The organism is Kitasatospora sp. NPDC050463 (assembly GCF_040655255.1).
Taxonomy (GTDB): Bacteria; Actinomycetota; Actinomycetes; order Streptomycetales; family Streptomycetaceae; genus Kitasatospora.
In genome coordinates this window covers 121,570-142,988 of the sequence record NZ_JBFAJO010000012.1, presented here as the reverse complement: position 1 = coordinate 142,988, position 21,419 = coordinate 121,570, and the positions used below count along the sequence as shown (strand labels likewise).

The window sequence follows — 21,419 nt, the reverse complement described above, 5'->3', positions numbered from 1 at the left end:
GTCCGCCGGGGCGGGCGCGTGGTGGGCGGGGTCCGCCGGAGCTGCGCGGGGTCGCGTGGCTCCGGCCGGACCCGGGGTCAGATCCGGTAGCCGGAACCCGGCACGGTGACGATCACCGGCGGGTCGCCGAGCTTGCGGCGCAGCGTCATCACGGTGACGCGCACGACGTTGGTGAACGGGTCGGTGTGCTCGTCCCAGGCCTTCTCCAGGAGCTGCTCGGCGGAGACCACGGCGCCGCCGGCCCGCATCAGCACCTCCAGGACGGCGAACTCCTTGGGAGCGAGCTGTACGGGCCGCCCGTCGCGGATCACCTCGCGGCGGCCGGGGTCGACCGAGATGCCGGCGCGCTCCAGCACCGGCGGCAGCGGGACGGTCGCCCGGCGGCCCAATGCCCTTACACGGGCGACGAGTTCGCTGAAAGCGAACGGCTTGGGGAGGTAGTCGTCCGCACCGATCTCCAGGCCCTCGACCCGGTCGCTGATGTCGCCGGAGGCGGTCAGCATGATCACCCGGGTGGCCAGGCCCTGCTCGACCACGCTGCGACAGACGTCGTCCCCGTGGACCAGTGGCAGGTCGCGGTCGAGAACGACCACGTCGTAGTCGTTGACCGCGATGCGCTGGAGCGCGGCCTCCCCGTCGTACACCACGTCGACGGCCATCGCCTCGCGGCGCAGGCCGGTAGCGACGGCCTCGGCGAGCAGCTGCTCGTCCTCGACGACGAGAACCCGCACGGTCGTTGTCCCTTCTCCAGGCCGGCCCCGGAAGCGGACGCACGGCTCCGACGGTGCCTCCCATCCTGCCTGGTCATGCGGTAAAGCAGCGATAAGCTGCCCTGGAGGCAGGACCGCGCGGGCCCCCGGCCGCCGGCGCCGGCGACGGCCTCCCCCGCGATTCGTGTCGGGAACACTCCGCTTGGACTGTGACACAGGCAACTTTCTCACCCGGAGAGGTTTCCGCGCCCGGGGGCTGGGGAGGACAGGTTCACACCCGCGATCTGGCTGACGGCCGATCGCACCCACCCGCCGTGCGTTCATCATCCGCGCCGGCCCTGGGGCTGGGGCGTCACCGGGAGCGGCCGAGGGCCGTCTCCGCGCCCGACCGGAGATCACGACCTGCCGGATCGGACGCTTCCGCTGGCTACCACGACCCTGGGGCGGGGGACGCACGAACGTGCACGTCCGACACAGTAAGGGGGCCCGTATGGACGCCTTCACCGCCGGAATCCTGCAGCGCATAGCCAACGCCGAGCAGGACCTGCACCGCGCGATCGAGGCCGGGGACGAGTTCCTCGCCGAGGTGGAGCAGTCCGAGCTGGACGACCTCCGCCGGCTCGCCGCCGAACACGGCGTCGACACGGTTCTGGAGCGCCACCGCACCGCCGCCTGATCCGCCCGACCTGCTTGATCCGCCCGACCTGCCCGACCCGACGCCGGACTCCGGCACCAGCGGCTCTTCGGGGGCCGTGCGAAGCCTCAGGCCCTGGCATTCCCCGTATGCCAGGGCTCTTCGCTGCCCGGGCACCGGGCGGCGGACACCAGGGGGCCGGGTTCCCGTCGTGGAACCCGGCCCCCTGGTGCGTCCCGGCAGACCGGTCGGCCCGCCGGTGGGTGGGCGAGTGGGTCAGTCGGCCCAGGCGCGCAGTCGTGCCAGCCGCTCCTGGAGCGGCTCGTAGACCCCGGGCGCGGCCGCGACGGTCAACTCGCCGTCCGGCCCCCGACCGGGGCGGCCGCCGAGCAGGGCGCCGGCCTCGGCCGCGATCAGGCAGCCGGCCGCCCGGTCCCAGGGGGCCAGTCCGCGCTCGTAGTAGCCGTCCAGGCGTCCGGCCGCGACGTCGCAGAGGTCCACGGCGGCGGCCCCGCCCCGACGGACGTCACGGACCTCCGGCATCAGCGCCAGCAGCACCTCGGCCTGCCGGACCCGCACCGACCCCACGTAGTTGAACCCGGTGGCGATCAGCGCCTGCCCCCACGGCGGGGCCGGGCGGGCCGTCACGGGCCGGCCGTCGAGCCGGGCGCCGCGCCCCAGCACCGCGTGGAAGAGCTCACCGCGCGCCGGGGCGTACACCACGCCGACAACCGCCCGGCCGTCCAGCTCGGCGGCCACGCTGACGGCCCAGGAGGGCAGGCCGTAGAGGTAGTTGACCGTGCCGTCCAGCGGGTCGACGACCCACCGGACGCCGCTGGTGCCGGGTCGCTCGGCCCCCTCCTCGCCGAGGTAGCCGTCGTCCGGGCGGCGGGTGCCGATCAGTTCCAGGACGAGCTTCTCGGAGGCGAGGTCCATCTCGGTGACCACGTCGACCGGGCTGCTCTTGGTGCCCGCCACGCCCAGGTCGGCGGGCCGATCGTCGCGCAGCAGGGCGCCGGCCCGGCGGGCGGCGTCCAGGGCGACGTCGAGCAGTTCGTCGAGCAGGGCGTCGGGCGGAGCGCCGGGAAGGGCGGCACGGGGGTCGCGGGGGTCGTCGAACGGTCCGGGGCTGAGCACGGGATCTCCTCGGGGCGGGGTCAGCGCTCGGCGGCGGCCGGGCGGGGGGCGCGCGGGTTCGGGCAGCAGGCCACCGCGCACACGTCGTGGCTGGGGCCGAGCGCGCCGAGGGTGCAGCGGGTCACCGGCGCGCCCCGCTCGGCAGCGGCCCGCTCCAGGACCAGGTCCCGCACGGCGGCGGCGAACCGGGGATCGGCGCCGACGGTGGCCGCGCGGGCGACGGGCAGACCGAGTTCGGCGGCCTTGGCCACCGCCTCGGTGTCCAGGTCGTACTTGACCTCCATGTGGTCGGAGACGAAGCCGATCGGGACCATCACGACGGCGGGCGCGCCGTCCGCGTGCTCCGCCTCCAGGTGGTCGCAGATGTCGGGTTCCAGCCACGGGGTCTGCGGGGCGCCGCTGCGGCTCTGGAAGACCAGCTCCCACGGCCGGTCGGCGACGCCGGTCCGCTCGGCGACGGCGGTGGCGATCAGCCGGGCGACGTCCAGGTGCTGGGCGACGTACGCGCCGCCGGGCCGGCCGCGGGCCGGATCGGACGGGTCGCCCGAGGTCTGCGCCATGGCGTCCGGGACGGAGTGGGTGGTGAACGCCAGCCGGGCGCCGGTCCGCACGCCCTCGGGCAGCCGCGCCAGCGCGGCCAGCGTGGCGTCGATCATCGGCTCGACGAAGCCGGGGTGGTTGTAGAAGTGCCGGAGCTTGTCGACCCGCAGCTCCGGCAGCCCCTCCTCGGCCAGCCGGGCCAGCGCGTCGGCGAGGTTCTCCCGGTACTGCCGGCAGCCGGAGTAGCCGGCGTACGCGCTGGTGGCCAGGACGGCGACGCGGCGGTGCCCGTCGGCGGCGAGCTCGCGCAGGGCGTCGGTCAGGTAGGGCGCCCAGTTGCGGTTGCCCCAGTAGACCGGGAGGTCCAGCCCGTGGTCGGCGAAGTCCTTGCGGAGCGCGGCCAGCAACTCGCGGTTCTGCTCGTTGATCGGGCTCACGCCGCCGAACATGAAGTAGTGCTTGCCCACCTCCTTGAGCCGCTCCTTCGGGATGCCGCGCCCCCTGGTGACGTTCTCCAGGAAGGGGACGACGTCCTCGGGGGCCTCGGGCCCGCCGAAGGAGAGCAGGAGCAGGGCGTCATAGGGGGCGGCCCCGGAGGGGGACGTATTGCGCACGTCGGACATGCGACCGATCCTGCCATTGAGGGGCCGGAGCGCGGGGGCGGGGCGGCACCGGTGTCCGGAAAATACTGTTTGCCAAGGTACGTAAGCTGTGTAGTCCAGCCTCGTTCCTTACCCCCGCGGAGCTCCCGTGCTGTCCAGCTACCGCCAGATATTCGCCGCCCCCGGCAGTCTGGCCTTTTCCACCACCGGATTCGTCGCCCGGCTGCCGATCTCCATGACCGGTATCGGCATCGTGACCATGCTCTCCCAGCTGAGAGGGTCCTACGGGGTGGCGGGTCTGGTCTCGGCGACACTGGCGGTGTCCGCGGCCGTACTCGGCCCCCAGGTCTCCCGGCTGGTGGACCGCCACGGACAGCGCCGGATCGTCCTGCCGGCCACCGCGGTCACCGTGCTGGCCGCCGTCGGGCTGCTGCTCTGCGCCCGCCTGGAGGCACCGGACTGGACGCTGTTCCTCTTCGCGGCGGGCATGGGCGTGATGCCGAGCACCGGTGCGATGGTCCGTGCTCGCTGGGCCCACCTCTACCGGGACGACGCGCCCAGGATGCACACCGCGTACTCCTTCGAGGCCGTGGTCGACGAGATCTGTTTCATCGTCGGCCCGATCCTCTCCATCGGCCTGGCCACCGCCGTCTTCCCGGAGGCCGGCGTCCTGCTCGCCGGACTCTTCCTCGCGGTGGGCGTGGTGCTGTTCGCCGGGCAGCGCTCCACCGAGCCCCCCGTCCACCCGGCCGCCCGGCACGCGGGCAGCTCGGTGATCCTCAACCGCGGCCTCCAGGTCCTGATCCTGACCTTCGTCGCCACCGGTGCGATCTTCGGCTCGGTCGAGGTCGTCACCGTCGCCTACTCCGAGGCGCAGGGCCACAAGTCGATCGCCAGCGTGATCCTGGCCCTCTGGGCGCTCGGCTCCTGCCTGGCCGGCGTGGTGTTCGGCACCCTCCGACTCAAGGGCTCGATGGCCGCCCGCTTCTTCGGCGGCGTCCTGTTCATGGCCCTCAGCATGGTGCCGCTGCTCCTGGTCGCCGAGTCGGTGCGGGGCGTGGGCGGCCTGGTCGCGGTCGGTGCCGCCCTGCTGGTCGCCGGCATCGCCATCTCCCCCACCCTGATCACCGCGATGGCCCTGGTCGAACGGCTGGTGCCGGCCTCCCAGCTCACCGAGGGCATGACCTGGACCACCACCGGGCTCGCCCTCGGCGTCGCCCTCGGCTCCTCCGCCGGCGGCTGGGTGGTGGACGCCTCCGGCGCCGCCGCCGGGTACTGGGTGCCGGTGACCGCCGGGGTGTTCGGCGTGCTGACCGCCCTGGTCGGCCTGCGGCGCCTCGGGACGGGCCTGGCCGCCGCCGAGGCCGCGCAGCCGGCCGCCCGGACCGTAGACCTCGAACGGTGAACTGACTACTCTCCTCCCTACTCGCGGGGCCTACCCGCGGGTAGGTAGGGACACCGGGGGCGGGCCGCACCGCCCCGGAGCGCGCCGACACGTTCGGCCACGGAGCAGGAGGCACCGCATGCCCCAGGCCAGTACCGCACCCCGTACCCGCTGGACCAACTGGGCCGGCAACCAGAGCGCCCACCCCGCCAAGGTGGTCACGCCCGGGACGGCGGAGGAACTGGCCAAGGAGATCGCCCGGGCCACGGCGCAGGGGCACACCGTCAAGGCGGTCGGCTCCGGCCACTCCTTCACCGCGATCGCCTCGGCCGAGGGCGGCGTCCTGGTCCGCCCGTACGCGATGACCGCCGTCCGCTCCATCGACCGCGAGGCTGGGACGGTCACCGTCGAGGCCGGCCTCCCGCTCGCCCGGCTCAACCGCCTGCTGGCCGCGGCCGGGCTCTCGCTCACCAACATGGGCGACATCGAGGTGCAGACCGTGGCCGGCGCGACCAGCACCGGCACCCACGGCACCGGCCGGGACTCGGGATCGCTCGCCGCCCAGATCCGGGCCCTGGAGATCGTCCTCGCCGACGGCAGCGTCCGGCACTGCTCGCCCACCGAGGACCCGCGGCTCTTCGCGGGCGCCCGGCTCGGCCTCGGCGCGCTCGGCGTGATCACCGCGGTGACCCTCTCCGTCGAGCCGGCCTTCCTGCTCACCGCCCACGAGCAGCCGATGCGGTTCGACGAGGTGCTCGACCGGCTCGACGACCTCACCGCGGTGAACGAGCACTTCGAGTTCTACTGGTTCCCGCACACCGACCGCTGCTCCACCAAGCGCAACAACCGCAGCCAGGGGCCGGCCGCCCCGCTGCCCCGGTTCAAGGGCTGGCTGGAGGACGACTTCCTCTCCAACACGGTCTGGGAGGGCGCCTGCCGGGTCGGTCGGCGCTTCCCCCGCAGCGTCCCGGCCATCGCCTCGCTGGCCAGCCGCGCCTGGTCGGACCGCAGCTACACCGACACCGCCCACAAGGTGTTCACCAGCCCGCGCAAGGTCCGCTTCATCGAGATGGAGTACGCGGTGCCGCGCGCGGCGCTCGCGGAGGTGCTGCGCGAGCTCAGGGCCATGATCGAGCGCTCCGACTGGAGGATCAGCTTCCCGGTAGAGGTCCGGTTCGCCCCCGCCGACGAGCTCTGGCTCTCCACCGCGAGCGGCCGGGACACCGCATACATCGCCGTCCACCTCTACCGGGGCACGGCCGAGCAGGGCTACTTCACCGAGGTCGAGAAGCTGATGACCGCCCACCGGGGCCGCCCGCACTGGGGCAAACTGCACACCCGCGACGCTGGCTACCTCGCCGAGGTCTACCCGCACTTCGCCGACTTCACCGCGCTGCGTGACGAGGTCGACCCGCAGCGGGTCTTCGGCAACGACTACCTGCGGCGGGTGCTGGGCGCCTGACCGCCGCCGTCCGCGCCGGGCCGGCGTGGACGGCGGGTGCCCTGGCGGCGGGTGCCCTGGCGGCGGGTGTCAGCCGGCGGCCGGCGACCCGGTCGCGGCGGCGACCGCCGGGGAGGCCCCGGCCGGAGCTCCGCTCGGGGCCGGCGGCTGCGGGGTCGCCGACCCGGCGGGCTTCGAGGCGGTCCCGGCCGGCGTGGTCGGTCCCGTGGTCGGCCCGGTGGTCGGTCCGGTGGACGGCTCCACCGACGGCGTCCCGCTCGGGCCCGCCGAGGGCGAGGCCTTCCCGCTGCTCCCCGCGCTCGGGCTTCCGTCCGGGACGGCCGGCTCGGAGGCCGCCCCGCCGCCGCCGGCCGACGGCGAGGGCGAAGCACTGCTCGTACCGTGCGACGGCCCGCCCGAGGGACCACCAGCCGGTCGGCCCGAGGGATCGGCCGCCGGCGGGTCCGACGGCTTGGGCGCGACCGTGCCGCCCAGCGAGGTGCCGCTGCCCGACTCCCCCTTCACCGTCGCCGACACCGGCTGACCGGTCGCCAGCTCGAAGGCGAGTATCGGCGTCATCGCCAGCACGAAGACCAGCGCGGACATCGCCGCGTACGACTTCCAGGTCCAGCGCCGACGCGCCCGGACCAGCCGCGGCTCGTTCCAGTCCGCGGAGATCACCGGTGCCCGCGTGTCGGAATCCGGCACCTGGCGCAGCCCGTTCACCGCCGGCCCGGGGCCGGTGCGGTCCACCGCCTCGCGCAGTTGCTCTCCGGTGCGCCGGAAGACGTGCTGGAACACCGCACCGCCGGTGGTCGCCCCGACACTGACCACCGCCGCGCCCAGAATGGTTCCGTAGACACCGAGTTCGGAGGCGAGTAGGGCCCCCACCACGGTGGCCAGCGCACTCGCCGCGACCTGAGCCACACTCAGATCAATTCGCCTGCGACCTTCCTTGCCGCCCTCCTCGGCGGGCTTCTGCTCCGGCATCGACATCCCTCGGTCAGTACGACTGGTCTTCGAACAAGTCACTCCATCTTGCCCAAAGAAGGACACAAGGGTCGAAAATGCGGTTCTGCGCGAGAGATATATGTGAAGATGATCACCGTGCTTCGGCCCGTGGTCGGCCATTGGGGGTGCGTGCTCTTGAGATTCCCGTGAATCGCGGGAGACTTGAGCGGCGAGCCGCCCCTTTGGAAGCCACGAATGGAGTACTGTTCGTAAAGCCTGAGCCTTGGGTCGACTTGTCGACTGCCCATCAACCGGCAGATTGACGAAGAGCCACGGTGCAGGCACGCACGGCGACGCCCGTCCCGGATCGTCGCGTCACTGCGCGTGCGAGGGACGGCCGGGACACCCAGGCGCGACGTCGACGGATGACGTGGCAAAAAGGCAACCGTGCCACAGCGGTGTGACCGGGCGTAAGCCCGACACGCCGGGGAACTCAGCAAGGTTGTGGCCAGTCGCGAGCGGGCAGGCCACACTCAGTACGGGAGCAGCGACGCAGGTGACGTCGGCAGGCACCACCCGGGAGGTAACCGTGCCCGAACTGCGGGTTGTGGCCGTCAGCAACGACGGCACACGGCTGGTGCTCAAGGCCGCCGACAGCACGGAGTACACCCTCCCCATCGACGAGCGGCTGCGCGCCGCCATCCGTGGTGACCGTCCGCGCCTCGGCCAGATCGAGATCGAGGTCGAGAGCCACCTCCGCCCCCGGGACATCCAGGCGCGGATACGAGCCGGTGCCTCCGCCGAGGAGGTCGCGCAGGCGGCCGGCATCTCCGTGGACCGGGTCCGCCGCTTCGAGGGGCCGGTGCTCGCGGAGCGCGCCTTCATGGCCGAGCGGGCCCGCAAGACCGCGATCCGCCGCCACGGCGAGTCCTCCGGACCGCAGTTGGGCGAGGCGGTCGCCGAGCGGCTCGCCCTGCGCGGCGCCGAGAAGGAGACCGAGCGCTGGGACTCCTGGCGGCGCGACGACGGCACCTGGGAGGTCATCCTCTACTACCGGGCCGACGGCGAGGGCCGCAGCGCGTCCTGGACGTACGACCCGCCGCGGCGCCTGGTCCAGCCGAACGACGACGAGGCCCGCGCGCTGATCGGCGAGAACGTCGAGCGCGAGGAGGAGTCGGTCTTCCCGTTCATCCCGCGGATCGCCCGGCTCCCCCAGGAGCGCCCGCCGCGCCCGATGATCGACCGGCCCTCGGCCGACCGCATCATGTCCTCCCGCGAGGTGCGGGAGTCCCGTGAGGCCACCGCCGAGTCGCGTGACTCGCTGACCAGCCTGCTCGACGTCGTCCCCGCCTTCCGGGGCGACCTCGCGGTGGGCGCCCCCGCTCCGATCGAGCCGGTGCTGCCCGCCGAGGTCGCCGAGGAGACGGAGGAGCCTGCCGCCGCCGCTCCCGCGGTCGGCGCGGGCTCGGCGTACGCGGACATCCTGATGCCGCGCGCGGTCGCCCCGCACCGGGAGCGGCTGGTCGGCACCACGGACCGGCAGGCCGAGGCGGACGGTGTCCGGCCCGGGCGCCGCGCCACCGTGCCGAGCTGGGACGAGATCGTCTTCGGCAGCCGGCGCAAGAAGCAGGAGTAGGCCCCCCGCCGTGGGGCCCCGGGGCCCCACGGCGATCGAAGGAGGGGCGGGAGGCCGGTCGGCCGCCCGTCCCTCCTTCGCGCTCTCGCCCAGGGATCGGCCCGGGATCGGCCCGGGCTCAGCCCGGCTGCTCGGTGACCGCCACCGGGCGGCTCCCGTCGCTCGACCACTCGCTCCACGAGCCCGGGTACAGCGCGGCCGGCAACCCGGCCACCGCCAGGGCGAGGATCTGATGGGCCGCCGTCACCCCCGAGCCGCAGTACACCGCGGTCTCCCGCTCCCCCGCACCCAGCGCGCGGAACCGCTCGGCCAGTTCGGCGGCCGGCCGGAACCGCCCGTCCGGGCCGACGTTCTCGGTGGTCGGCGCGGAGAGCGCCCCCGGGACGTGACCGGCCCGCGGGTCGATCGGCTCGCTCTCGCCGCGGTAGCGCTCCCCCGCCCGCGCGTCCAGTAGCAGACCGGTCCGGGCCAGCGCGGCCGCGCCGTCCCCGTCGACCGTCGGCAACTGCCCGGGTACCGGCTTGAAGTCGCCCGGCTCCGGCACTTCGACCTCGGAGGTCACCGGCAACCCGGCCGCCTGCCAGGCGGCGAACCCGCCGTCCAGCACCCGGACGTCCGGGTGGCCGGCCCAGCGCAGCAGCCACCAGGCGCGGGCCGCGGCCAGCGAGGTCGCACCGTCGTACACCACCACCGGGCGGTCGGCGCGGACCCCGAGACGACGCAGCGCGGCGCCGAACTCCTCCGGGTCGGGCAGCGGGTGACGGCCGCCGCGGCCGGGCGGCCCGGCCGGGGCGGCGAGGTCGGTGTCCAGCGCGACGAAGCCCGCGCCGGGCAGATGGCCGGCCACGTAGTCCTCGATCCCCGGCGGGCCGCCGAGCTGCCAGCGCACATCGAGCAGCACCGGCGGGCGCTCCGAGGCGAGCGCCTCCCGCAGGCCGGCCACCGAAACCAGCGGGGAGTCATCGTGAGAGGTCGTCATGCCGGTCATTCTCGCGCAGCACCACCAACTCGACGCTCTTTGTGCGGTCTTTGCCGGACTTTCCGCGCGGCCCGAGGGTTCGACGCGCGCCAGGGTGGAACCATCACCCTCACGTGCGCAGCTCCGTGCGCCGACCGCCCCGTGAGGAGGCCCGCATGCCTGCGGTGACACTCCGGCTGGCCCAGGGCACGCCGTGCTGGGTCAGCCTGATGACCGACGACCTGGCCGGCGCCCGCGCGTTCTACGGCGGGCTGCTCGACTGGACGTACACCCCCGGCCCCACCCAACTCGGCGCCTACGTCCGGGCCGAGTCGGGCGGTGCCCCGGTCGCCGGCCTCGGTGTCTCCTCGGTGCCCGGCTTCCCGGTGCAGTGGACCACGTACTTCGCGGTCGACAGCGCCGACCGGACCACCCAACTGGTGCGCGAGTGCGGCGGAACGGTGGCGGTCGGACCGCTCCAGGCCGAGCGCGCCGGCCGGCTGGCGATCGCGGCCGACGTCTCCGGCGCGGTCTTCGGCCTCTGGCAGGGCGAGGAGCACCTCGGCCGCGAGGCCGGACCGGAGCCCGGCGGACCGGCCTGGGCCGAGCTGCTCACCCCGGACGAGGCGGGCGCCGCGGTGTTCTACGGCGCGGTGCTCGGCCGGCCGGTGGCACCCGCCGGCGCCGAGTCCGCGCTGCTGGTGGACGGCCGGCCGGTGGCGGGCATCCGGCACGGCGCCGAGCTGCGCGGCCACCCGCCGCGCTGGCGGGTCCACTTCGCCGTCCAGGACGTCGAACTGACCGTCCGTCGGGCGCTCGGGTTGGGCGGCCGGGTGCTGGTGGAGCCGCACGAGAGCGGGCGCGGCCCGGTGGCACGGCTGGCGGACCCGCAGGGCGGGCACTTCTCGGTGCTGCAGACGGGGCTCGGTTAGGAGCCGTCAGGCCTGCTGCTCCTCGAAGGGCAGCACGTCCGGGGAGAGCACCGAGACGCGGGCGGTGGCGGCGGTCAGCCGACGGCGGTGGTGGCGGCGGCAGAGCACCTCGTAGCCCACCTCGTCCTCCCGCACCGAGATGTCGCCGATGACGACCTGGGCGCCCTCGACCACCATCACGCCGCCCACCGTGCGGGCGTTGTGGGTGGCCCGCGCGCCGCACCAGCAGAGGGCCTCGACCTGCAGCACCTCGACCCGGTCGGCCAGTTCGATCAGCCGCTGGGAGCCGGGGAACAGCCGGGTGCGGAAGTCGGTGGTGATGCCGAACGTGAAGACGTCGATGCCGAGTTCGTCCACCACCCGGGCCAGCTGGTCGACCTGCTCGGCGGCGAAGAACTGGGCCTCGTCACAGATCAGGTAGTCCACCCGGCCGCCGGCCGAGAGCCGGTGCACGACGTGGGCGTGGAAGTCGAAGTCGTCCGTCACCTCGACCGCCTCGGTGCGCAGGCCGAGCCGGCTGGAGACGGTGGCCGCACCGGCCCGGTCGTTGCGGGTGAGGATGATCCCCTGCCGGCCGCGGGCGGCGTGGTTGTGGTCCATCTGGAGCGCGAGCGTCGACTTCCCGCAGTCCATCGTGCCCGAGAAGAACACCAGTTCAGCCATGGGTGGTGCAAAGGCCTTTCACATCGGGGCGGTTCACGCGCGGACTTCGAGCAGGGGCACGAACTGCTCGACCGGGGTCATCGAGCCGTGCAGCCCGATCATCGCGGACTCGCCGGGCTCGTTGCGGGAGGCGACCACGGCGATGTCGTCCCGGGCGGCGGCGACCACGTCGCCGATCCGCAGGTGGACCCGCTCGTCCACCGAGGGGCCGAACCAGCCGGCGGCGATCGCCTCGTCCCGGGTGGCCACCCACATCCGGTCACCGAGCACCTCGCTCCAGACCGTGTACACGTCGGCGGCGGCACCGGGCACCGCGTACACGTGCCGCGCCCGGCCCTCGCCGCCGAGCAGGGCGACACCGGCGCCCAGCTCCCAGTCCTCGTCGAAGTCGATCCGGTCCTCCGGGGCGATGTCGATCATGCCGTGGTCGGCGGTGACGTACATCGCCGAGCGCGGCGGCAGCTGCTCGGCCAGGCGCCGGGCGAGACGGTCCACCGCGTCCAGCGTCATCCGCCAGTCGTCGGAGTCCACTCCGAACCGGTGCCCCGCGCCGTCCAGCTCGCTCACGTAGGTGTAGACGAGGGCCCGGTCGTGCTCGGCCAGCCAGCGGGCCGCCCGGTCCATCCGCTCCTCGCCGGTGGTGCGGCCGAGGAAGGAGCCCCCCGACAGCGCCACCCTGGTCAGCGGGGTCTGCGCGAACAGCGGCGAGGAGACCTGGGCGGTCGCCACCCCGGCGGCGTGGGTCTGCTCGAACACCGTCGGGTAGGGCTGCCAGGTGCCCGGGTCGACCGGCGGCTGCCAGCGCAGCTGGTTCATCAGGTGGCCGGCGCCCGGCACCGCCACCGTGTAGCCGACCAGGCCGTGCAGGCCCGGCGGGGTCCCGGTGCCCACCGAGGCCAGCGAGGTCGCGGTGGTGGACGGGAAGCCGGCGGTCAGCGGGCGACCGGTGCCGCCGAGCGAGCTGCCGACCAGCGAGGAGAGGAACGGCGCGTACTCGGGGTGGCGCAGCAGCAGCTCCCAGCCGAGGCCGTCGACCAGGAACACCACCACCCGGTCGGCCGGTTCGATCGGCAGCGTGGCGGTGAACCCGGGGACGCCGAGACCGGCCGCCACCGAGGGCAGCAGGTCGCAGAGCGAGCCACCGCCATACGGGGGTGCCGGGGCGGTGGCGGGGTCGAGGATCTCGAAGGCGTCGTGGCCGTGGGGTGCGAAGGACATGGCTGAGAGGCTGACTTCCTGGCTTCCGGTGCGTCCGCTAGACCCGCGGGCCGTTGCTGATCGTGGCGTCGGACAACGCGCGGGCGAACACCAGCGCCTGGGCGACCGTCTCCGGACCGTCGCCCGCCTCACTGACCCGAAGTGACAGGTCGTCAGCGGTGGCCGAACCGGTGTAGCCGTGGTCGGCCTCGCAGTTCGGGTCCGAGCAGCCGGCCGGCTCCAGGTCCAGGCGCTGCACGGCACCCCAGCCGATGGTCAGCACGACCTCGCGCGGCAGCGTGCCGGGGGTGTAGGTCTCCGGGTTGGCGACCATCCGGCTCACCACGACCGAGCCGATCCGGTCGAGCCGGACACTCTCGGTGGACGTGGTCGCGTAGGGCACCGCCGGGCCGGCCTCGCCGCCGGACTGCTCGTCGGTGTGGCTCACCACGAACCGGGTCGGGGTCAGCACCAGCACCGTGACGTGTCGGCGCACCTCGTTGGCGTCGAAGGTGGTCTCCTGGTGCACCAGGTAGGAGCTGATCGGCTCGGGGCCCACCGCGGACTCGACCGCCTCGGACACCAGGGCCGGGTAGTAGCCGCTGCGCTCGATCGCCGAGCGCAGGTCCTGAGTGGTGGTGGTACCGGTCTTCGCCATAACTCCATCCTGGCATGGTCCGCCGACGAAGCGGGCGGCGCGGCGCCGAGCTTCCGGACAACAGCACCCCCGGGCAGGGCGCAACCAAGGAAGGTTACAGCGTGCTCATCGCGCGCGGGCCCAGATCGCTGCGGACGGGCAGGGGCGCGATCCGCACCCGCGCCCCCAGGATCGCCAGCCCGTGCGGGGCGACGACCACGGGTTCGAGGTCCACCGAGGCGACCTCCGGAAGGTCGTCGACCAGCCGCGACACCCGCAGCAGCAGTTCCTCCAGCGCTCCGGTGTCCACCGCCTCCGCGCCGCGCCAGCCGAACAGCAGCGGCGCCGCCCGGACCTCTCGGATCAGTCCGGCGACATCCTGGTCGGTGGCGGGGACGAGCCGGTGAGCGACGTCACCGAGCAGTTCGGCCGGTGCGCCGGCCAGGCCGAAGGAGAGGATCGCGCCCACCGCCGGGTCGACGGTGGCGCCGATCACGGTGTCCACGCCGCGCGGGGCCAGCCGCTGCACCACCAGCTCGGCCTGGGCGGCCCCGCCGAGCAGCACGTCCAGCTCGCGGTGGGCCCGGCGCAGGCCCGGTTCGCCGGTCAGGTCGAGGCGGACGCTGCCGAGGTCGGGGCGGTGGCGCAGGTGCGGGGCGGTCGCCTTGAGGGCCACCGGGTAGCCCAGCGTCGCCGCGGCGCGGACGGCGGCCTCCTCGTCGGGCGCGGGCAGGGTCGGGGAGACGTCGATGCCGTAGTGGGCGAGCAGCGCGGTGGTGTCGGCCTCCGGCAGCGTGATCCGCGCGCCGCCGGGCTGGGTGCGGGCGGCGACAGCCGTGCGGGTGCTGAGCGCGGCCTCGACCAGGTCGCGGGCGGCGCCCTCGTCGATCCGGTCCAGCTCCGGGACGCGGGCCGTCTCCTCGGCCGCGGCCGTCCGGCGGCGCCACCCGGCGTAGTGGACGGCGTGCGCGAGGGCCCGGACGGCCCGCTCCGGCGCGGGGTAGGCGGGGATGCCCCCCGGGCGCAGCCTGCTCGGCAGATCGGTCAGCGCCAGGTGGGCGAGCACCAGTGGCTTGCCCAACTCCCGTGCGCGCTCGCCCGCTTCGAGCAGGGCTTCGGCGATCTCGGGGTCGTCGGAGCCCACCTCCGGGTCGTCCGGGCCGGTCAGCCGGCCACCCATGAACGCATGGGCGGATGTGCCGATCGGCGGAATGGCGACGGCGATCACCGCGTCCACGGCCGGGTCGCCGAGCGCCACGTCCAGCGCGATCCGGAAGTTCTCGCCGGTGGCGGCGGTGGTGAGGTCGACGGGGGTGCGGGGGCGCAGGCCGGCACTGAGGCAGGCGTCGTGGGTGAGCAGTCCGAGCGAGTCGGAGTTGCCGACCACGGCGACCCGGTCGCCGGGCGGCAGCGGCTGGAGGGCGAGCAGCTCCCCGGTGTCGTACAGCTCGGTGATGGTCTCCACCCGGGTGACGCCGGCCTGCTGGAAGAGGGCGTCCACGGTGGCGTCGCGCAGCCCGCTGGCGGTGACCGGGACGGCGTGGCCGGGCGGCAGGCTGCCGGTGTGGCGGGCGCCCTTGACCACCACGATCGGCTTGGCGGCGGCGAGCCGGCGGGCGATCCGGGTGAACTTGCGGGGGTTGCCGAAGGACTCCAGGTAGAGCAGCACCACGTCGGTGGCCGGGTCCTCCGCCCAGTACTGCAGGAAGTCGTTGCCCGAGACGTCGGAGCGGTTGCCGACCGAGGCGAAGGAGGAGACGCCGAGGCCCCGCCGGTGGGCGGCCTCCAGCAGGGCGACGCCGATCGCGCCGGACTGGCAGAAGATGCCGAAGCCGCCGCGCCGCGGCAGGACGGGTGCGAGTGAGGCGTTGAGCGGGAGATCGGGGTCGGTGTTGATCAGACCGAAGGCGTTCGGGCCGATCACCCGCATCCCGGCCGCCCGGGCCTGGCGGACCAGTGCCCGTTGGCGGTCGCGGCCCTCCGGACCGGTCTCGGCGTACCCGGCGGTGACCACCACCAGGCCCTGCACACCGTGCGCGCCGCAGTCGGCGACGGCGGCGGGGACGGCGGCCGCCGGTACGGCGATCACGGCGAGGTCCACCGGGCCGGGGATCTCCAGGACCGAGCGGTGCACCGGGACCCCGTCCAGTTCGGTACCGGGCGGAGCGTTGCGGTTCACCGCGTAGACGCGGCGGTCGTCACCGCGCGGCAGCCCGCCGAGCAGGTCGCGCAGGATCGCCCGGCCGACGGTCTGCGGGTGGCGGGAGACCCCGACCACGGCGACCGAGCGCGGGGTGAGCAGCCGCTGGACGGAGCGCGCCTCGGCCCGGTGCTCACGCGCCCGCATCACGGCGAGCGAGGCGGCGGTCGGCTCCAGGTCGAACTCCAGGTGGACCACGCCGTCCGCGAAACTGCGGTGCTGGGTGTAGCCGGCGTCGGTGAAGACCTTCACCATCTTGCGGTTCTCCGGCAGCACCTCGGCCTGGAAGCGGCGGATGCCGCGCTCCTGGGCGACCGCGGCGATGTGCTCCAGCAGGGCGGAGGCGACCCCTCGGCCCTGGTGGGCGTCCTGCACCAGGAACGCCACCTCGGCGTCGGTGCCGGTCTCGCTGGGGCGGCCGTCGGCGTCGATCCGGTCGTAGCGGACGGTGGCGATGAAGTGGTCGCGGATCACCACGGCAAGGCCGACCCGGTTCACGAAGTCGTGATGGGTGAAGCGGTGGACGTCCTTGTCGGAGAGCCGCGGATAGGGCGCGAAGAAGCGGAAGTACTTGGACTGGTCCGACACCTGCTCGTAGAACTCGACCAGCCGGCCGGCGTCGGCGGGGGTGATCGGCCGGATCCGGGCCGTGCCGCCGTCACGCAGCAGGATGTCGGCCTCCCAGTGCTGCGGGTAGTCCGCGTCCTGGTCGGGCCGACGCTGCGGATCCGGCTGGTTCTGCGGGTCCTGCGGGTTCAGCTCGGGGTGCGGTACCGCGGAGTCGTCCACATTCGTCAGGTTATCCGGCGGCGAGCCGAATGGCGCCGGACGTGTCCTCGCGACAGGGTGGACACGGCCACTGGCCGGGGGTTATGCGCCCGAAAGAAACAATCACAAGTCCTGAACGCGGCGGCTCGAAGGGGTTGCCTGCGTGCAACACTGGTCTAGACAACATGGCCGCACCCCCAGCCCGGCCATGACCAGCTTCACCGGAAAGGCACGTCTCATGGCTGAGCGCCGCGTCACCATCGGTTGGGCCGAGGGCCTGCACGCCCGTCCCGCCTCCGTCTTCGTCCGGGCCGTCACGGCCACCGGCGTGCCGATCACCATCGCCAAGCCCGGCGGCAACCCGATCAACGCCGCCTCCATGCTCGGCCTGCTCGGCCTCGGCGCCCAGGGCGGCGAAGAGGTCATCCTCGCCTCCGACGCCGAGGGTGCCGACGAGGCCCTGGACCGCCTCGCCAAGCTGGTCCGGGAGGGCCTCGACGAGCTGCCGGCCGCTGCCTGAGCACCGTCACGGAAGGGGGGCACCGCCACGGCGGTGCCCCCCTTCCGCATGATCGGGGGGCCTTGAGCAGCCCGTCAGCCCTTGACGCAGACGACCTGCTTCAGGTGGGCCACGACCTCGACGAGGTCCTTCTGCTGCTCGATGACCTTCTCGATCGACTTGTACGCACCGGGGATCTCGTCCACGACGCCGCTGTCCTTGCGGCACTCCACACCCTTGGTCTGCTCGACCAGGTCCTGCGTGGTGAACCGCTTCTTCGCGGCGTTGCGGCTCATCTTCCGACCGGCGCCGTGCGACGCGGAGTTGAACGCCGCCTCGTTGCCGAGGCCGCGGACGATGTAGGAACCCGTCCCCATCGAGCCGGGGATGATGCCGAAGTCGCCGGAGCCGGCCTTGATCGCGCCCTTGCGGGTCACCAGCAGGTCGACGCCGTCGTACTGCTCCTCCGCCACGTAGTTGTGGTGGCAGCTGATGACCTCGTCGAAGGCGACCTTCGCCTTGGCGAACTCCCGGCGGACGACGTCCTGGAAGAGCGCCATCATCACCGCGCGGTTCCGCTTGGCGTATTCCTGCGCCCAGAAGAGGTCCTCGCGGTAGGCGGCCATCTGCGGGGTGTCCGCGATGAACACCGCGAGATCGTGGTCGACCAGCCCCTGGTTATGCGGCAGGGAGCGCGCGACGCCCATGTGGTGCTCGGCCAGCTCCTTGCCGATGTTCCGGGAACCGGAGTGCAGCATCAGCCACACCGTGCCGGACTCGTCGACGCACACCTCGCAGAAGTGGTTGCCGCTGCCCAGCGTTCCCATCTGCTGCATGGCCCGCTCGCGGCGCCACTTGACCTCGTGGGCCACCCCGTCGAACCGCTGCCAGAAGTCGTCCCAGCCCGCCGTGGCGAAGCCGTGGAGCCTCGTGGGGTCGACCGGGTCGGTGTGCAGGCCGCGGCCGACCGGGATGGCCTGCTCGATCTTGGAGCGCACGCGGGAGAGGTCGTCGGGCAGGTCCTTCGCGGTCAGCGACGTCTTCACCGCACTCATCCCGCAGCCGATGTCGACGCCCACCGCCGCCGGACAGACCGCGCCCTTCATGGCGATCACGGAGCCGACCGTGGCGCCCTTGCCCAGGTGGACGTCGGGCATCACGGCCAGGCCGTGCAGCCAGGGCAGCGAGCTGATGTTGCGCAGCTGCTGCATGGCCTGGCCCTCGACGGTGGCCGGGTCGGCCCACATCCGGATCGGGACGCGGACGCCGGGTACCTCGGTGTACGACATGGTGGAACGACCTCCAAAGGTCGGCTGGATCAAGCCTAGATGGGTGCCGCGCGAAGAGTCCCGGTGCGGCTCGGGGAAGTTCTGGGGGTGGGGCTCAGACGCCCCGGGCACGGAGGGAGGACGGCCTTGGGGAGCGTCGTGTGGTTCGCTCGACCCGCATGGTGACCGCCTCCTCTCGTACGTGTGTGCCTGGGGACATCTACCCACGCGGCGTCCGGCGCCCGCAACGGAATTAACGACGAAGGGCCCGGCGGAGCGGAGCTCCACCGGGCCCTTCCCACCGGGGGGATCAGGCGGTGACCACCGTGACCTCGCCGATGCCCAGCGCGCGCACCGGGTCGGCGATCGTGGCGGCGTCACCGACCAGGACGGTGACCAGGCGGTCCGACGGGAAGGCCGCGACGACGGCCTCGGTGGCGGCGGCCGTCGGCAGCTCGGCGAGCTTGCGGTAGACCTCGGCCTGGTAGTCGTCCGGCAGGTTCTGCTCGACCTGGTCGGCCAGGGTGCCGGCGACCGAGCCCGCGGTCTCGTACTTCAGCGGGGCCACGCCGACCAGGAACTGCACGGCCTCGTCACGCTCGGCGTCGGTGAGGCCCTCGGCGGCGAGGGTGCGCAGGATGGTCCAGGTGTCGGCGAGCGCCGGGGCGGTGGACGCGGTGTCCACCGAGCCGCTGATCGCGATCAGCGCGCGGCCGGAGCCGTCCGCGGCGGAGCGCAGCGGCTGGGCGAAGGCCCGGACACCGTAGGTGTAGCCCTTCTCCTCGCGCAGGACGCGGTCCAGGCGGGAGGTGAGGGTGCCGCCGAGGCAGTAGGTGCCGAGGATCTGGGCGGCCCAGGCCGGGTCGTGGCGGTCGGGGCCGATGCGGCCGATGAGCAGCTGGGTCTGGACCGAGCCGGGCCGGTCGACGATGACCACGCGGCCGGTGTCGTCGGCGGCGACCGGGGCGTGGACGGTGGGCTCGGCGGCGGTGCCGGTCCAGGCGCCGAGGGTGGCCTCCAGGAGCGCGGGCAGGTCGGTGCCGGTGAGGTCGCCGACCACCACGACGGTGGTGGTGGCGGGCCGGACGTGGGCCTCGTAGAAGGCCTTGACCGCGGCCCGGTCGATGGACTTGACCGTGTCGGCGGTGCCGCCGCGGGGACGGGAGAGGCGGTCGGCGCCGTCGAACAGCTCGGCGTAGAGGGCCTTGGCTGCGCGGCGGGCGGGGTTGGCCTGCTCGTGGACGAGCTCGTCGAGCCGGTTGGCGACCAGGCGCTCGATCTCGTCCTCGGGCAGTGCGGGCGCGCGCAGCGCGTCGGCGAGCAGGCCGAGGCCGCGCTGGAGCCGGGAGGCCGGGACCTCCAGGGAGACCCGCAGGCCGGGGTGGTCGGCGTGGGCGTCGAGGGTGGCGCCGGCGCGCTCCAGTTCGGCGGCGAACTCCTCGGCGGTGAGGGTGTCGGTGCCCTCGCTGAACGCGCGGGCGAGGATGTTGGCGATGCCGTCGAGGCCCTCGGGCTCGGCGGCGAGCGGGACGTCGAGCTGCACCTCGACGGCGACGAGCTGCTGGCCGGGGCGGTGGCAGTGCAGGACGGTGATGCCGTTGCCGAGGGCGGCGCGCTCGGGGGCGGGGAACGCCCACGGGCTGGCGGTGCCGGGCTCGGGCTGGGGGTGGAAGGTCATGGCGGGGACGTAGTCGGTGCTCATGCGGCAGCGCCCTCCTCTTCGGTGGCGGCGGTGGCGGTCTCGTCGGCGTCGGTGTCGTCGGCGGTGGTGGGCTCGTAGACCAGGACGGCCCGGTTCCGGGGGTGCAGGCGGGCCTGGGCGACGGCCTGCACCTCCTCGGCGGTGACGTCGAGCACCTTGGAGAGGGCACTACCCAGCAGCTTCGGGTCGCCGAACAGCACGGCGTAGCGGCAGAGTTCGTCGGCGCGGCCGGAGACGGTGGTCAGCCGGTCGAGCCACTCGCGTTCGATCTGGGCCTGGGCGCGCTCGAGTTCGGCGGCGGTGGGGCCTTCCGCGGCGAAGCGGGCCAGCTCCTCGTCGACGGCGGCGTCGATCTGCTCGATGGTGGCGTCGCCGGAGGTCTTGACGTCGAGCCAGCCGAGGCTGGGGGCGCCGGCGAGGCGGAGCAGGCCGAATCCGGCGGCGACGGCGGTGCGGTCACGCCGGACGAGGCGGTTGTAGAGGCGGCTGGACTCGCCGCTGCCGAGGATGGTGAGGGCCAGATCGGCGGCGTCGGCCTCGCGGGTGCCGTCGTGCGGGAGGCGGTAGGCGGCCATCAGGGCGCGGGACGGGACGTCCTCGTGGATGTGCTCGCGGATCTCCCGGCCGAAGGTGTCGGGGAGGGTGCCGTCACGCGGGGGCTGCTTGCCGTCGTGGCCGGGGATGGAGCCGAAGTACTTCTCGACCCAGGCGATGGTCTGCTCGGGGTCGATGTCGCCGACGACGGAGAGGACGGCGTTGTTCGGCGCGTAGTAGGTGCTGAAGAACGCCCGGGCGTCCGCCAGCGTGGCGGCGTCGAGGTCGGCCATGGAGCCGATGGGGGTGTGGTGGTACGGGTGGCCGTCGGGGAAGGAGAGCGCGGTCAGCTTCTCGAAGGCGGTGCCGTAGGGGACGTTGTCGTAGCGCTGGCGGCGCTCGTTCTTGACGACGTCGCGCTGGTTCTCCATGGACGTCTCGTCCAGTGCGGCGAGCAGCGAGCCCATCCGGTCGGCCTCCAACCAGAGGGCGAGCTCCAGCTGGTGGGCGGGCATGGTCTCGAAGTAGTTGGTGCGCTCGAAGCTGGTGGTGCCGTTCAGCGAGCCGCCGGCGCCCTGGACGAGCTCGAAGTGGCCGTTGTTCGAGACGTTGGCCGAGCCCTGGAACATGAGGTGCTCGAACAGGTGGGCCAGACCGGTGCGGCCCTTCACCTCGTGGCGGGAGCCCACGTCGTACCAGAGGCAGACGGCGGCGACCGGGGTGAGGTGGTCCTCGGAGAGGACGACGCGCAGGCCGTTGGCCAGGCGGTGCTCGGTGATGGCGATGGCAGCGCCAGTTCCTCCGGTGGAGGCGGATGCGGGGGCCGGGTTGGCCATGCGCTCGGGTCCTTCCCGTCGTCGATGTCGGGGGTTCGTGTGGCGTCCCCCATTGTGGTGCAACGCGGGGAGGGCTCGGATGTGTCCGCGCGGACCGGGCGTTCGCCAGGGGCGGAAGAGGGGCGCTGGCTCGGAGTGTCGGCGCGAGGGTCCACAATGGGGGCGCTGGGCCCTGTTGACGACAGCCGAC

At 73.6% G+C, this 21,419-nt stretch carries 18 protein-coding genes; 6 read left to right on the top strand and 12 right to left on the bottom strand.

The window, feature by feature from the left end; translation table 11 throughout:
- Positions 1-77: 77 nt before the first annotated feature.
- Entirely contained in the window at positions 78-731 is a 654-nt protein-coding gene (locus AB0J08_RS10630; protein WP_209415376.1) for a response regulator transcription factor, read from the bottom strand.
- 469 nt (positions 732-1,200) lie between these two features.
- Between AB0J08_RS10630 and AB0J08_RS10625 the strand changes: the two genes are divergently transcribed.
- The gene (locus AB0J08_RS10625; protein ID WP_030301315.1) at positions 1,201-1,386 is read left to right on the top strand and encodes a hypothetical protein; all 186 of its coding nucleotides are present in this window, start codon (positions 1,201-1,203) and stop codon (positions 1,384-1,386) included.
- A gap of 234 nt (positions 1,387-1,620) precedes the next feature.
- Here the strand turns inward: AB0J08_RS10625 and AB0J08_RS10620 are convergent, their stop codons facing one another.
- Positions 1,621-2,409 carry an inositol monophosphatase family protein gene (locus AB0J08_RS10620; RefSeq protein ID WP_360630233.1) on the bottom strand — a complete coding sequence of 263 codons (789 nt, stop codon included), beginning with the start codon at positions 2,407-2,409 and terminating at the stop codon, positions 1,621-1,623.
- A gap of 92 nt (positions 2,410-2,501) precedes the next feature.
- Positions 2,502-3,644 (bottom strand): ferrochelatase, encoded by a 1,143-nt coding sequence (locus AB0J08_RS10615; protein WP_360630191.1) that lies wholly within the window; start codon positions 3,642-3,644, stop codon positions 2,502-2,504.
- Between the two features lie 127 nt (positions 3,645-3,771).
- On the opposite strand from AB0J08_RS10615, the gene AB0J08_RS10610 reads away from it, so the two are divergent.
- Both AB0J08_RS10610 and AB0J08_RS10605 read left to right on the top strand, forming a co-directional pair.
- The gene (locus AB0J08_RS10610; protein WP_360630188.1) at positions 3,772-5,028 is read left to right on the top strand and encodes an MFS transporter; all 1,257 of its coding nucleotides are present in this window, start codon (positions 3,772-3,774) and stop codon (positions 5,026-5,028) included.
- Between the two features lie 118 nt (positions 5,029-5,146).
- Entirely contained in the window at positions 5,147-6,469 is a 1,323-nt protein-coding gene (locus AB0J08_RS10605) for a D-arabinono-1,4-lactone oxidase (RefSeq protein WP_360630185.1), read from the top strand.
- A 69-nt stretch (positions 6,470-6,538) separates the two neighbouring features.
- On the opposite strand, the gene AB0J08_RS10600 is transcribed toward AB0J08_RS10605, so the two are convergent.
- Complete coding sequence (locus AB0J08_RS10600) at positions 6,539-7,438, bottom strand: hypothetical protein (RefSeq protein WP_360630182.1); 900 nt, start codon at positions 7,436-7,438, stop codon at positions 6,539-6,541.
- A gap of 517 nt (positions 7,439-7,955) precedes the next feature.
- Between AB0J08_RS10600 and sepH the strand changes: the two genes are divergently transcribed.
- Entirely contained in the window at positions 7,956-9,035 is a 1,080-nt protein-coding gene (gene sepH / locus AB0J08_RS10595; RefSeq protein ID WP_360630179.1) for a septation protein SepH, read from the top strand.
- A 118-nt stretch (positions 9,036-9,153) separates the two neighbouring features.
- Here the strand turns inward: sepH and AB0J08_RS10590 are convergent, their stop codons facing one another.
- Positions 9,154-10,014, bottom strand: coding sequence for a sulfurtransferase (locus tag AB0J08_RS10590; RefSeq protein ID WP_360630176.1), 861 nt, complete (start codon positions 10,012-10,014; stop codon positions 9,154-9,156).
- 155 nt (positions 10,015-10,169) lie between these two features.
- Between AB0J08_RS10590 and AB0J08_RS10585 the strand changes: the two genes are divergently transcribed.
- Entirely contained in the window at positions 10,170-10,925 is a 756-nt protein-coding gene (locus AB0J08_RS10585; RefSeq protein WP_360630173.1) for a VOC family protein, read from the top strand.
- Between the two features lie 6 nt (positions 10,926-10,931).
- Here the strand turns inward: AB0J08_RS10585 and AB0J08_RS10580 are convergent, their stop codons facing one another.
- From AB0J08_RS10580 to AB0J08_RS10565, 4 genes are all read right to left on the bottom strand, one after another.
- Positions 10,932-11,588: a thymidine kinase gene (locus AB0J08_RS10580; protein WP_360630170.1), complete on the bottom strand. Its 657-nt coding sequence runs from the start codon at positions 11,586-11,588 to the stop codon at positions 10,932-10,934.
- Between the two features lie 33 nt (positions 11,589-11,621).
- The gene (locus AB0J08_RS10575) at positions 11,622-12,806 is read right to left on the bottom strand and encodes a nucleotide pyrophosphatase/phosphodiesterase family protein (RefSeq protein WP_360630167.1); all 1,185 of its coding nucleotides are present in this window, start codon (positions 12,804-12,806) and stop codon (positions 11,622-11,624) included.
- Positions 12,807-12,843: 37 nt separating this feature from the next.
- Positions 12,844-13,443, bottom strand: coding sequence for a DUF5998 family protein (locus AB0J08_RS10570; protein WP_329489885.1), 600 nt, complete (start codon positions 13,441-13,443; stop codon positions 12,844-12,846).
- A 94-nt stretch (positions 13,444-13,537) separates the two neighbouring features.
- On the bottom strand, positions 13,538-16,294 hold the full coding sequence (locus tag AB0J08_RS10565; RefSeq protein ID WP_360630230.1) for a GNAT family N-acetyltransferase: 2,757 nt from the start codon (positions 16,292-16,294) through the stop codon (positions 13,538-13,540).
- A gap of 334 nt (positions 16,295-16,628) precedes the next feature.
- On the opposite strand from AB0J08_RS10565, the gene AB0J08_RS10560 reads away from it, so the two are divergent.
- A complete protein-coding gene (locus AB0J08_RS10560; RefSeq protein WP_360630164.1) occupies positions 16,629-16,910 on the top strand; it encodes an HPr family phosphocarrier protein in 282 nt (93 codons plus the stop codon).
- 74 nt (positions 16,911-16,984) lie between these two features.
- Here the strand turns inward: AB0J08_RS10560 and AB0J08_RS10555 are convergent, their stop codons facing one another.
- The 3 genes from AB0J08_RS10555 to AB0J08_RS10545 form a co-directional block, all read right to left on the bottom strand.
- Positions 16,985-18,178, bottom strand: a complete 1,194-nt coding sequence (locus AB0J08_RS10555) for an RtcB family protein (protein WP_360630161.1) — start codon at positions 18,176-18,178, stop codon at positions 16,985-16,987.
- 289 nt (positions 18,179-18,467) lie between these two features.
- A complete protein-coding gene (locus AB0J08_RS10550) occupies positions 18,468-19,859 on the bottom strand; it encodes a pitrilysin family protein (protein ID WP_360630158.1) in 1,392 nt (463 codons plus the stop codon).
- Positions 19,856-21,229 carry a pitrilysin family protein gene (locus AB0J08_RS10545; protein WP_360630155.1) on the bottom strand — a complete coding sequence of 458 codons (1,374 nt, stop codon included), beginning with the start codon at positions 21,227-21,229 and terminating at the stop codon, positions 19,856-19,858. The genes AB0J08_RS10550 and AB0J08_RS10545 overlap by 4 nt, the downstream gene beginning before the upstream one ends.
- Positions 21,230-21,419: the final 190 nt, after the last annotated feature.